This is a genomic window from Allobosea thiooxidans (assembly GCF_900168195.1).
GTDB classification, from domain to species: domain Bacteria; phylum Pseudomonadota; class Alphaproteobacteria; order Rhizobiales; family Beijerinckiaceae; genus Allobosea; species Allobosea thiooxidans.
Genome location: NZ_FUYX01000010.1, coordinates 26,166 through 37,966 on the forward strand (window position 1 = coordinate 26,166; position 11,801 = coordinate 37,966).

Consider the following 11,801-nt stretch of genomic DNA (forward strand, 5'->3'; position numbering starts at 1 on the left):
ATACACACCATCAGCGGCGCTCGCTGGCAAGCGCCTCGCCCGGGCCGGGTTTCAGCCCTGGCCCTCGACCTCGTTCTTGAGACGCTCCCAGGTCGCCGCCGTCTCCGGCGACACCGCCTCGCCGAAATCGGCGATATCGACGACCGGGCGAATCTCGATCTCGGACGGGCCGGGCATCGGATTGGGGCAGCGCTTGACCCAGGAGATCGCCTCGTCGAGCGACTTGCACTCCCAGAGCCAGTAGCCGGCGACGAGCTCCTTGGTCTCCGCGAACGGCCCGTCGACGACCGTCCGCTTGCTGCCGTCGAACTGCACGCGGGCGCCCTTCGCGCTCGGCTGCAGCCCGTCGCCGCCCTTCATGATGCCGGCTTTCACCAGCTCTTCGTTAAAGGCCATCATCGCATCGACCAGTTCTCGCGTCGGCATCGCGCCGGCTTCGCTGTCCTGGGTCGCCTTGACCATGATCATGTAGCGCATGACATCTTCCCTTCAATCCGTTGTGGCGGCGGATCGCCGGCCCTGATCGGCCGGGCAGGCCATCCTGCCGGTTCGTTCCAAACTCAGACGCCGCCGACGCCCATGTCGCGGAAGCGCTGTATCGCCTCGCCCTGCTCGAAATCGTCGAGCTCGAACATCTGGCGGATCTCGATCTCGCTGTCCGTCAGCATCGGATTAGGGAATCCGCTTGCCCATTCCCGCGCCTCCTCCACCGAGGAGACATTGATGATGGTGTAGCCGGCGATCAGCTCCTTGGCCTCGGCGAAGGGGCCGTCGACGACCGACTTCCGCCCGCCCTTCCATGTGACACGCCAGCCCTTCTCGCTCGGGTGGAGGCCGCTGGCATCGACCAGCACCCCGGCCTTGAGAAGCTTCTCGTGGTAATCGGCCATCTCGGTGAAGACCTCGGCGGACGGCATGACGCCGGCTTCGGAATCACGCGTGGCCTTGACGATGATCATGAAACGCATGGTCTGCTCCTGGTTCCTGGCTTCGGAAGCGGCTCGGGTCGAAGCCCTCGCTTCCGAAATCACGTCGAACGGGGTTCTGGGAGTTCGACAGGCTCAGGCGATTTTTTTCACGGTTTCGGCGCGGATGCGTTCTTCCTGCGCGCGCAGCTCCGGCGTCATCTCGGCACCGAAATCCTCCGTCTCGAAGACGGGCCTGATCTCGATCTCGGTGCCGCCGTCGAAGGGCGCGCGCTTCAGCCATTCGATGGCTTCGGCCATCGACTTCACCTGCCAGAGCCAGAAGCCGCAGAGCAGTTCCTTGGTCTCGGCGAAGGGGCCATCCGTCACCGTCCGCTCGCTCCCGGAGAAGCGCATGCGGATGCCCTTCGAGGTCGGGTGCAGCCCCTCGCCCGCCAGCATGATGCCGGCCTTCACCAGCTCCTCGTTATAAGCCCCCATCCGGGTGAGGAGCTCCTGGCTCGGCATGATGCCGGCTTCGCTGTCCTTGTCGGCCTTGACCAGAACCATCACTCGCATCGGTCTTCTCCTTGGGTTGGGAGAACCGGGCGGCTCCAGCGCAAACCGCCGGAACCCGTTCTCTGCCGGCACGTCGAACGGGCGCGGCCGGAATCGACATCGCCGGGAATCTTTTTTCAGTTTTTATTTGCGGAGCCGCTCGCACGCCCGATGCGCACCCAACGCGAGCGGCTCCGATCCGTTCAGGCGCTGCGCGGCAGCGCCTCCAGGAAGCGGGCCGGCTCGCCCTGCGAAGGTGTGGTCAGCTCGCCCTCCCACATCACCTTGCGGCCGCGCACGAAGGTGCCCACCGGCCAGCCCGTGACGGAGACGCCGTCATAGGGCGTCCAGCCGCATTTCGAGGCGCTCCACTCCTTGGTGATCGTCTCGCGGCGCTTGAGGTCGACGATGGTGAAGTCGGCATCGTAGCCCACCGCGATCCGGCCCTTGCCTTCGAGCCCGAAGATGCGCTGCGGGCCGTGGCTGGTCAGGTCGACGAAGCGCTCCAGCGTCAGCCGGCCGGCATTCACATGGTCGAGCATGATCGGCACCAGCGTCTGCACGCCGGGCATGCCGGAGTGGCTCGCCGGATAGGCGTGATGCTTCTCCTCATGCGTATGCGGCGCATGGTCGGAGCCGAGCACGTCGACGATGCCCTGCTCGACGCCCCACCAGATCCGCTGGCGGTGGCTGTCGTCGCGGATCGGCGGGTTCATCTGGGCATAGGTGCCGAGCCGCTCGTAGCAATCCGGCGCGACCAGGGTCAGGTGGTTCGGCAACACCTCGACGGTGGCGACATCCTTGTGGTCCTTCAGGAACAGCATCTCGTCGCTGGTCGAGATGTGCAGGATGTGGACGCGCGCCCCGGTCTCGCGGGCGATGCGCACGAGCCGCGTCGTGCAGGTCAGCGCCACCTCGGGCGAGCGCCAGACCGGGTGGCTCGCCGGATCGTTCTCGACCCTGAGCCCCATGCGCTCGCGCAGCATGGTCTCGTCCTCGGAGTGGAAGGCGGCGCGACGGCGCGTGCGCTTCAGGATCTCGGCGACGCCCTTGTCGTCCTCGACCAGGAGGTCGCCGGTCGAGGAGCCCATGAACACCTTGATGCCGGCCGCGCCCGGCAGCCGCTCCAGCTCCGGCACGTCGGCGGCGTTCTCATGCGTGCCGCCGACCCAGAAGGCGAAGTCGCAATGCATGCGGTGGCGCCCGCGCCTGATCTTGTCGGCCAGCGCCTCCGGCGTCGTCGTCTGGGGAATCGTGTTCGGCATCTCGAAGACGCAGGTCACGCCGCCGAGCGCGGCCGAGCGCGAGCCGCTCTCCAGGTCCTCCTTGTGGTCCAGCCCGGGCTCGCGGAAATGCACCTGCGAGTCGATCACGCCCGGCAGGATGTGCAGGCCGGTGCAATCAACCGTCTCGCCGGCCGAAGCCTGCGAGAGGTCGCCCAGCGCCATGATCTTGCCGCCGGTGACGCCGATGTCGCGCGCGACGCGCCCATCCTGGTTCACCACGGTGCCGCCCTTGAGGATGACGTCGTAGGTCTGGGGCATGGCGGTTCTCCCGGCGGTTGAGCAAAAGGCTGATGCAGCCTACCTATCGGCAGACTCGCCGGGCCGGAAGCGGAAACAGCTTTCGGGTGGCGCCATGATCGCTCACGGCCGACGAGCCCGGCACGGAATCAGAAACGGAACGGCTGCCCATGCCTGCAACCCGATTGATCGACCGCGGCGTCCTCCGCGTCAGCGGCGAGGACGCCCGCGACTTCCTGCAGAACCTAGTGACCTGTGATCTCGATCCGGTTACGCCCGGCCGGGCCGGCTATGGCGCGCTGCTGACGCCGCAAGGCAAGATCATCTGCGATTTCCTCATCGTCGCGCTGCCGCCGGAGGATGGCGGCGGCTTCCTGCTCGATTGCCCGCTCCTCCAGGCCGCCGACCTGATGAAACGCCTGAAACTCTACAAGCTGCGAGCCAAGGTCCTGCTCGAGGATCTCACGAATGCGAGCGCCGTTCTGGCTTCCGCCGACGGCGCCCCGCTGCCTGCCGATGCCGGCGTGGTCTATGACGACCCGCGCCTGCCGGCGCTGGGCCAGCGCGCGATCGTCGATGCCGAGGGCGCCGAGGCGCTCGCCTCCGCCGAACCGGACACCTATCACGCCCGCCGCATCGCGCTCGGCGTGCCTGCCGGCGGACGGGACTTTCCCTATGGCGACAGCTTCCCGCACGAGGCGCTGCTCGACCAGCTCGGCGGGGTCTCCTTCGGCAAGGGCTGCTATATCGGCCAGGAGGTCGTCTCCCGCATGCAGCATCGCGGCACGGCCCGCACCCGCGTCGTCCCGATCGTCTTCGACGGCGGCATCGTCGCGGAGACCGGCGCCGAAGCGACCGCCGCCGGCAAGCCGCTCGGCACGATCGGCTCCGGCACCGACGGCAGGGCACTCGCCATGCTCAGGCTCGACCGCCTGGCCGACGCCGTCGCCGCCGGCCAGGAGCCGCTCGGTGGCGGCCTTGCCTTCCATCTCGCGGAGAAGCCCGGCTTCATCCGCTTCCCCTTCCCGGGCGAGGCCGGCTTCGGCACCACACCAGGAGCCGCGATATGAGCGACGCGATCATCTCGAACGAGGAACGCGTCGCGATCGCAGGGCCCGACGGCAAGTTCCGCTGCCGCTGGCCGGGGACCGACCCGCTTTATCTCGCCTATCACGACACCGAATGGGGCGTGCCGGAATATGATTCCCGCGCCCTCTGGGAAAAGCTGATCCTCGATGGCTTCCAGGCCGGTCTCTCCTGGATCACCATCCTCAGGAAGCGCGACGCCTTCCGCGCCGGCTTTGCCGGATTCGAACCCGAGCAGGTCGCCCGCTTCACCGAGGCCGATGTCCAGCGCCTGCTCGCCGATCCCGGCATCATCCGTCATCGCGGCAAGATCGAGGGCACGATCAGGAGCGCGCAGGCCTATCTGAAGCTCAGCGAGCGCGAGCCCTTCGCCGACTTCCTCTGGAAGCATCTCGACGGCCGCGTGCTGCAGAACAGCTTCCGCGTCCAGAACGAGGTGCCGACCCAGACCAAGCTCTCCGAGGCGATCTCGAAGGAACTGAAGAAGGCCGGCTTCACCTTCTGCGGCCCGACCATCGTCTACGCCTTCATGGAAGCCTGCGGGCTGGTCAACGACCACCTCACCGGCTGCTTCCGCTGGAGCGAATGCGCCGCACTGGCGCGCGACAGTCGCGCCGCCTGATGGCCCGCGCCCCGGAACCGCCGCGCGCCTGGCAGCGCATGCTCTCGGGCCGCCGGCTCGACCTCCTCGACCCCTCGCCGCTCGACATCGAGATCGAGGACATCGCCCATGGCCTCGCCCGCGTCGCCCGCTGGAACGGCCAGACACGCGGGGCTCATTCCTTCTCGGTGGCGCAGCATTGCCTGCTGGTCGAGGCGATCGCCGGCCATCTCAACCCTGGCTGGAGCGAAGACTGGCGCCTGATGGCGCTGCTGCACGACGCACCGGAATACGTCATCGGCGACATGATCTCGCCGTTCAAGGTGGTGATGGGCGATGCCTACAAGAGCGTCGAGAACCGGCTGCTCGCCGCGATCCATCTGCGCTTCGGCCTGCCCGCGGCGACGCCCGCCATGCTGAAGCGCGGGACGAAGGAGGCGGACACCATCGCCGCCTTCTTCGAGGCGACCCGCCTCGCCGGCTTCGCCCGCGAGGAGGCCCTGAAATTCTTCGGCAGGCCGCAGGCGCTTCCGGCTGAGGTCCTCGCCTGGCTGGAGCCGCTCGACACCGAGACGGCCCAGGCCCGCTTCCTCGCGCGCTTCGGCGAGCTCGCCGGCGCAGCCTGAGCCCGTACAGGTCAGGCTTTCGGCCTGACCTGAGCCGGATCAGAGCGTCAGGCGGACCTGGCTGATCTCGGCAGCGATCGCCTTGAAGACCGGGCCGAGCTGGGAGGCATTATCCACCTCATAATACATGTCCTTGCTGGTAGCACAGTTGCGCAGCATCGTGGTGTTACCGTCCATCACACGAATGGTGTAGACAGTAATTCCTGCGGCCTTAGCATTCTCACAAGCTTTCGCCGTGCGAAGGTCGATATTAGAATTCCAGGTTCTTCCGTTTCCGGCAAAGCGGCTTCGCGTATTTTGACCGTCAGTCAAGAGTATCATGTATTTCTTTAGCCGCGGCGTGGAAGCCGGCTTGGCCTGCGTAAACGGCTCACTAGGGCTGAGCGTCGCCATGCCCCACACAGCGCCAATAGTTACGTTGGTCGCCCCGATCGGCTTCATTGAAGCAACCTTTGCCCTCAATGCCTGCCAATCGCCGGTCAGCGGCAAAATGGAGGCCTGACCGCGGGGAGAAAAATCGTCACAGAAATCCGCAGGATATGGATTAATGCTGCTATCGCTGTCCGTAACATCATTAGGATCGTCACGATCAGCGACACACCCCTCCCAGTTTTGCTTGGAGATTCTGGTTGATGTCTCCCTGCAGGTATACGGCGAATAATTAGAGCAATCTAGAAGCTTCATTCCCCATCTCAGCCAGGAAGAAGATACCAATCCCGTATCTAGAACAATTCTGGTTGAGAACGGCACAATAGAAATTCTAATTTGATCAGCAATACTGGGATCTTTTGCCTTTTCCATAACGTTAATCAGATCATTGGATGCCAGCTTCAAAGCATCCATCTTGCCATCGTCCTTCATCGATCCCGTATTATCGAGCACGAGGGCTAGCTCGATGGTATTGGTGCCCCAGGTCGAGCGGCTGTTGCTGGCGACCAGGATATGGTTGGTCCCGATGATCTTGGCGATGGTCGTCGGCATGTCGACCTTGGCCGAGATCTGCACCGTGCGCGCCGTTCGGTCGATGGTGATCGTCGGCTCGACCAGCCCTTCCTTCACATCGGGCGGGAGGTTGTCCTTGATCCAGCCGGCCACCCTCGTCTTCACATCGGCGTCCGACAGCTTCTGCGCGTCGCGGGCGGCCATCAGCGCCGCGGCGTCGATGGCGGAACTGAGCGCCTGCCGTGCATTGCTGGCGCGGGAGTAATCGACGGCGACGCCGACCACGCCCATCATCGGCACCAGGGTGAGCCCGAACAGCAGCGCCACATTGCCGCGCTGGTCCCGGCGGAAACGCCGCATCATCTCCTGAAGGAAACCGATCTTGCCCATGACATTCCACACCCCGGCCGGATTGACCGCATTCGGCCGCAGAAGCGTTGGAGGCTGGGAATTACGAATTTCTGAAAGCAATTCCCCGAACTGGGGCCTATCTGCACATTTTGAACGGAAATCATCTGCCGTTGCGTCACCCGACGCTTCTCGCCCCCTCCGCGCACGCCTCCTGACTGCCGGAGAGCGTCCTGCGCAGCCTCCACGATTATTTCCCACACGGAACAGGTGATCGTTCTTTTTTCTGGATTTCGAAAAAAGCGCTTTCGCGGGATCATTCCGGGATCTGATCGGAGGAGCCCGTCATGGCCGATACGTCCACCCTCGCCTTGCCCCGCGGCGTCGTCGTCAAGGGGGCGCTGCAGCCCCGCTTCGACGAGATCCTGTCCACGGAGGCGCTGGCCTTCGTCGCCGATCTCCATCGCCGCTTCAACGAGACGCGCAAGCGCCTGCTCGCACTGCGGACCGAGCGCCAGAAGCGCTTCGACGCCGGCGAGACGCCCGACTTCCTGGCCGAGACCCGGCACATCCGCGACGGCGACTGGACCGTCGCACCGATCCCGGCCGATCTGCAGGACCGTCGTGTCGAAATCACCGGCCCGGTCGACCGCAAGATGATCATCAACGCCCTGAACTCCGGCGCCAAGGTCTTCATGGCCGATTTCGAGGACGCCTCCTCGCCGGTCTGGGCGAACATGGTCGAGGGTCAGATCAACCTCAGGGACCGCTGGGCCAACAGGATCGACTTCACCGATCCGGCGAGCGGCAAGGCCTACAAGCTCAAGGACAAGCCCGCCGTCCTGATCATCCGCCCGCGCGGCTGGCATCTGCCGGAGCGCCATATCGAGATCGACGGCGAGGAGGCCTCGGGCTCCCTGGTCGATTTCGGCCTCTACCTCTTCCACAACGCCAAGGCGGCGCTGGCCGCCGGCTCCGGCCCGTATTTCTACCTGCCGAAGCTGGAGAGCCATCTCGAAGCCCGGCTCTGGAACGACGTCTTCGTCGCCGCCCAGTCGGCGCTCGGTCTGAAGAACGGCACGATCAAGGCCACCGTCCTGATCGAGACCCTGCCCGCCGCCTTCGAGATGGACGAGATCCTCTACGAGCTGCGCGAGCACATGGCCGGCCTCAATTGCGGCCGCTGGGACTACATCTTCTCCTTCATCAAGAAGCTCGCCCGCAACAAGGCCTATGTCCTGCCCGATCGTTCACAGGTCGTGATGTCCAAGGCCTTCCTGCGCGCCTATTCGCTGCTGCTGATCAAGACCTGCCACAAGCGCGGCGCCTTCGCGATGGGCGGCATGGCGGCGCAGATCCCGGTCAAGAACAATCCCGAAGCCAATGCCGCGGCCTTTGCCAAGGTCAAGGCCGACAAGGAGCGCGAGGCCGGCGACGGGCATGACGGCACCTGGGTCGCCCATCCGGATCTCGTCCCGGTGGCCATGGAGGTGTTCGACCGGCTGATGCCGCAGGCCAACCAGCTCGGCAAGAAGCGCGACGACGTGAGCATCGGCACGAAGGACCTGCTCGAGGTCCACCAGGGCACGCGCACCGAGGAAGGCTTCCGCGAGAACATCCGCGTCGGCGTCCAGTATATCGAGGCCTGGCTGCGCGGCCGCGGCGCTGTGCCGATCTACAACATGATGGAGGACGCCGCGACCGCCGAGATCAGCCGCGCCCAGATCTGGCAGTTCGTCCAGTACGGCGTCGCGCTCGAAGGCGGGGTGAAGGCCGATGCCGCGCTGTTCAAGCGCTGCCTGCCCGAGGAGATGGAGCGGGTGAAGGGCGAGCTCGGGGCGGAGACCTATGCCAAGGGCCGCTTCCCCGAGGCGATCGCGCTCTTCGAGACGCTCTCGCTGGCGCCGAACTTCGAGGACTTTCTGACGGTCCCGGCCTACGCCAAGCTGGGCTGATCCTCGGCTTCGATTCGACGATCAGGGGCGCCGCGGCCACGCGGCGCCCTTTTTCTTTGCCGGTCAGGGCTGGTGCCACCAGATCCGGGCGCCGACGATCACGGCGAGCAGGAGGACCGAGCCGAAGAGATGCAGCAGGTCGGCCTTCCAGCCGCCGGCCGACGGCCGCCGGATGTTCTGGTAGACCGCCTCCCGACGACGCCGATAGGTTCCGATCGTGGTCATGGCTGCCTCCATCCGGTTTCAGCTGGCGCGGCCGGAGATCGCCGCGGCGCCGGATCGCACCGGCGCCATCGCCGTCCCGGCGAGCGGGCGCGGCAGGTCCTCGACCGCATCGCGAACGAGGGACGCGTATTCCGGGCGGGCGGGGGAAAGCGGCGCCCGGCAGGAAGTCCCGATCTCCGGATGCAGCATCGACAGGGCGAGCTTGGTGAGGACCGGGTCTGGCTCCCGCGCGATGACCTCGAGCAGCGGAACGAGCCGCCGCTGCAGGATCTGCGCCTGCCCGTAGAATTCGGAGCGCGCCGCGCTCTCCAGCCGCGCCAGCCAGTGCGGCGCCAGATTGCCGATGCCGGTGATCGCCCCGCATCCGCCCGCGAGCAGATAGGCCGGAATGGTCTCGGCCGCGCCGGTCAGCCGCATGAAGCGGCGGTCGCGCAGGCGCGCGATCCGGTCGCAGCGGATGAGATCGCCGCGCCGCTCGAGGATGCCGACGATGTTCGTCGCCCCCTCGAGCCGCTCCAGCGTCTCCGGCATGATCTCGATGCCGCAGCGATCCGGGTCATTGTCGAGGATGATCTCGAGCCCGGTCGCCTGCGCCGCGGCCAGCGCGTGGGCGACGAGCCCGGCCTGCGTCGGCCGGTTGTAATAGGGCATGCGCAGCAGCAGGGCCGAGGCGCCGGCCTTCTCGGCCGCGGCGATCTCGGCGAGCGTTTCGGCCGTGGCATAGCTGCCGACGGCCGCGAGCACCGGAAAATGCCGGCCGGCGATACGGCGGGCAGCCACGCTGAGTTCCTGTCGTTCCGCCCCGCTCAGCGTCGGGCTTTCGCCCGTGGCGGTGCCGATCACGATGCCGTCGGCGCCCTGCGCGATCTGCCAGTGGATGAGGCGCTCCAGCGCGCCGTAATCGATCGCGTCCTCATCGAAGGGCGTGACCAGCGCGGTGAACATGCCGTGAAGCCAGTGGTTCATGGCAGGCCTCAGAGCAGCCTGAGCGTCTTCGCGGTCATGCGGACCGCGCGCGGCCTGTGGCCGGTCTCGAACACGGCGTAGCGCAACGCCGCGCCGCGATCGGCGAAAATGCCGCCGCCGCGGCCATGGGTCTCGACGGCCAGCCAATGACCTTCGCTGTCGCGCCCGACCAGGAACCGGAGCGGGCCACCGAACGCTTTGCGAGGGATACTGAACATCATCCTGTTTCCCGAACGGTCTTTTTGGACCGCCCGGACAAGGTATTTGCGCCGCCATAGCCGTTCGAGACGGGGCGAAGGACGGCGACATCAAGGATGCATAAAGGCGGCGACGCCGGCCCTTTTGACTTCCGCGGGCCGCTCGCGCTCAATCCGCCGCTCTCGCCCGGATTCGCCCCATGCCGTCTCGCCTTCTCGCCGCCCTCGCCGCTGCCCTGCTCGGCGCCTCCCTCGCCCAGGCCGCGACGCTCAGCCCCGAACAGCGCTTCAGGACGCTGGGCGATTTCTCCGCCCGCAAGCCCGGCAAGCCGGCGCGGGACGTCAGCGGCCTCGCCTGCATGCCCGCCGCCAACGGCGTTCAACGCTGCCTGTTGATCAACGACGAGGGCGCCTTCGCCCAGTTCGCGGAGCTCGCGGAGAACCGGATCACGCCGGGCGCCACCCTGCCGATCATCGGCGCGCAGTCGGCGCCGGACACGCTCGGCCAGCCGCCGCAAAACATCTGCCGCACGGCCGGCCGCTTCGCCGAGCTCGACGGCGAGGCCGTCGCCTATGCCGATGGCGCCTTCTATGTCGCCGGCTCCCATGGCTGCTCGCGCAACAAGGGCGAGTTCCGCCTCTCGGCCTTCCATCTCGCCCGGATCAAGGTCGGCGCCGATGGAGCGCCCGCTGGCGGAGTCGAGCTGACCTACCGGCTGAGCGACATGCTGCGCCGCGCGGGCGAGGCCGGCGCGTTCTTCGGCAGGAGCCTGATGGACGACAACGGGCTCAATGTCGAAGGCATCGCCGTGATCGGAGGCACGCTCTGGGCCGGCCTGCGCGCGCCCTCCCTCGGCAACCGCAGCTTCCTCGTCGGCGCTTCGCTCGATGCCCTGTTCGCGTCGGGACACGCGGCCGCGACCGAAATCCCGAAGCTGATCGCACTGCCCGCCGGACGCGACCGTGGCATCCGCGATCTCGCCCCCCTGCCCGACGGACGCCTGCTCGCGCTCCTCGGCCCGGCGCAGGAACAATCCCTGCCCTATGCCGTGATGCTGGTCGACACGGCCCGGCCGGAGGCCGCCGCGTTCCTCGGCGAATTGCCGGCCCGCGGCAACGGCAAGGCGGAGTCGCTGACGGTGCTGGCCCAGGACCGCAGCGGGCTCACCGCCCTGATCGGCTATGACGGCCGCAAGAACGGACATTTCGAATCCTACCGCCTGCCTCTCCCGAGCGAGCCCCGCTGACCGCCATGGATTTCCGCACCCGCCTGTCCGCCGCCGTCGAGCGGTATCGCGCCGAAATCGCCGGTCCGCGCGAACATCTGGCGTTGCTGCGCTGGCAGATCGCGGAAGGTCACGCGCTCGACCAGCGCGACACCTTTCCCGGTCACCTCACCACCAGCGCCTTCGTGCTCTCGCCCGACCATGCCCAGGTCCTGCTGATCGATCATGTCGTGATCGGCCGCTGGCTCCAGCCCGGCGGTCATTGGGAGGAGGCAGCGCATTTCCATCTGTCGGCCGCGCGCGAGGCCGAGGAGGAGACCGGGGTCCAGGGGCTGACGCTCCATCCCTGGCATGCCGGCGGCGACCTGCCCTTCACCATCGACAGCCACGACGTGCCCGGGAAGCCGTCGCGCGGCGAACCGGCCCATATCCACCACGACCTGCAATATCTCTTCCTCGCCGACCCCGCACGGCCACTGGTCGCGCAGGTCGAGGAGGTTCATGCAGCTGCCTGGAAGCCCGTCGCGGCCCTGGCCGAGATCGCGCCGCACGCCTTGGAGCGGCTCGCGCGCCTGCCGAAACCCTGAGTGTTGCAGCGCAGCAACATCAGGCCCGATTGCAAAAACGCCTATGGCTCTTTTAT

Annotated in this window: 14 protein-coding genes; 6 read left to right on the plus strand and 8 right to left on the minus strand. The window is 66.7% G+C overall.

What is annotated here, in order from left to right:
* Positions 1–51 precede the first annotated feature (51 nt).
* From B5Y19_RS17415 to B5Y19_RS17430, 4 genes are all read right to left on the minus strand, one after another.
* A complete protein-coding gene (locus tag B5Y19_RS17415) occupies positions 52–477 on the minus strand; it encodes a YciI family protein (protein WP_055729524.1) in 426 nt (141 codons plus the stop codon).
* 83 nt (positions 478–560) lie between these two features.
* On the minus strand, positions 561–968 hold the full coding sequence (locus B5Y19_RS17420; RefSeq protein ID WP_055729525.1) for a YciI family protein: 408 nt from the start codon (positions 966–968) through the stop codon (positions 561–563).
* A 93-nt stretch (positions 969–1,061) separates the two neighbouring features.
* Positions 1,062–1,484, minus strand: a complete 423-nt coding sequence (locus B5Y19_RS17425) for a YciI family protein (protein WP_055729526.1) — start codon at positions 1,482–1,484, stop codon at positions 1,062–1,064.
* A 182-nt stretch (positions 1,485–1,666) separates the two neighbouring features.
* Positions 1,667–3,007: a dihydroorotase gene (locus B5Y19_RS17430; RefSeq protein ID WP_055729527.1), complete on the minus strand. Its 1,341-nt coding sequence runs from the start codon at positions 3,005–3,007 to the stop codon at positions 1,667–1,669.
* Positions 3,008–3,156: 149 nt separating this feature from the next.
* On the opposite strand from B5Y19_RS17430, the gene ygfZ reads away from it, so the two are divergent.
* From ygfZ to B5Y19_RS17445, 3 genes are read left to right on the plus strand one after another with little or no spacing between them, the layout of a single operon-like run.
* Entirely contained in the window at positions 3,157–4,056 is a 900-nt protein-coding gene (gene ygfZ, locus B5Y19_RS17435) for a CAF17-like 4Fe-4S cluster assembly/insertion protein YgfZ (RefSeq protein WP_055729528.1), read from the plus strand.
* Positions 4,053–4,694, plus strand: a complete 642-nt coding sequence (locus B5Y19_RS17440) for a DNA-3-methyladenine glycosylase I (RefSeq protein ID WP_079591858.1) — start codon at positions 4,053–4,055, stop codon at positions 4,692–4,694. Before ygfZ ends, B5Y19_RS17440 begins: the two co-directional genes overlap by 4 nt.
* Positions 4,694–5,299 carry a YfbR-like 5'-deoxynucleotidase gene (locus B5Y19_RS17445; protein WP_055729556.1) on the plus strand — a complete coding sequence of 202 codons (606 nt, stop codon included), beginning with the start codon at positions 4,694–4,696 and terminating at the stop codon, positions 5,297–5,299. Before B5Y19_RS17440 ends, B5Y19_RS17445 begins: the two co-directional genes overlap by 1 nt.
* 39 nt (positions 5,300–5,338) lie before the next feature.
* On the opposite strand, the gene B5Y19_RS17450 is transcribed toward B5Y19_RS17445, so the two are convergent.
* Positions 5,339–6,631 carry a pilus assembly protein gene (locus tag B5Y19_RS17450; protein WP_079591859.1) on the minus strand — a complete coding sequence of 431 codons (1,293 nt, stop codon included), beginning with the start codon at positions 6,629–6,631 and terminating at the stop codon, positions 5,339–5,341.
* Positions 6,632–6,936: 305 nt separating this feature from the next.
* On the opposite strand from B5Y19_RS17450, the gene aceB reads away from it, so the two are divergent.
* Entirely contained in the window at positions 6,937–8,544 is a 1,608-nt protein-coding gene (aceB, locus tag B5Y19_RS17455; RefSeq protein WP_079591860.1) for a malate synthase A, read from the plus strand.
* Between the two features lie 63 nt (positions 8,545–8,607).
* Here aceB and B5Y19_RS26155 read toward each other — a convergent pair whose 3' ends face one another.
* From B5Y19_RS26155 to B5Y19_RS17465, 3 genes are read right to left on the minus strand one after another with little or no spacing between them, the layout of a single operon-like run.
* Positions 8,608–8,769 carry a hypothetical protein gene (locus B5Y19_RS26155; RefSeq protein WP_156367098.1) on the minus strand — a complete coding sequence of 54 codons (162 nt, stop codon included), beginning with the start codon at positions 8,767–8,769 and terminating at the stop codon, positions 8,608–8,610.
* Positions 8,770–8,787: 18 nt separating this feature from the next.
* Complete coding sequence (locus tag B5Y19_RS17460; protein ID WP_055729531.1) at positions 8,788–9,735, minus strand: dihydrodipicolinate synthase family protein; 948 nt, start codon at positions 9,733–9,735, stop codon at positions 8,788–8,790.
* An 8-nt stretch (positions 9,736–9,743) separates the two neighbouring features.
* Positions 9,744–9,953, minus strand: coding sequence for a hypothetical protein (locus tag B5Y19_RS17465; RefSeq protein WP_244555627.1), 210 nt, complete (start codon positions 9,951–9,953; stop codon positions 9,744–9,746).
* 179 nt (positions 9,954–10,132) lie between these two features.
* On the opposite strand from B5Y19_RS17465, the gene B5Y19_RS17470 reads away from it, so the two are divergent.
* Both B5Y19_RS17470 and B5Y19_RS17475 read left to right on the plus strand, forming a co-directional pair.
* Positions 10,133–11,179, plus strand: coding sequence for a DUF3616 domain-containing protein (locus B5Y19_RS17470; protein ID WP_055729533.1), 1,047 nt, complete (start codon positions 10,133–10,135; stop codon positions 11,177–11,179).
* 5 nt (positions 11,180–11,184) lie between these two features.
* The gene (locus B5Y19_RS17475) at positions 11,185–11,745 is read left to right on the plus strand and encodes an NUDIX hydrolase (protein ID WP_055729534.1); all 561 of its coding nucleotides are present in this window, start codon (positions 11,185–11,187) and stop codon (positions 11,743–11,745) included.
* The last annotated feature ends 56 nt before the right edge of the window (positions 11,746–11,801 follow it).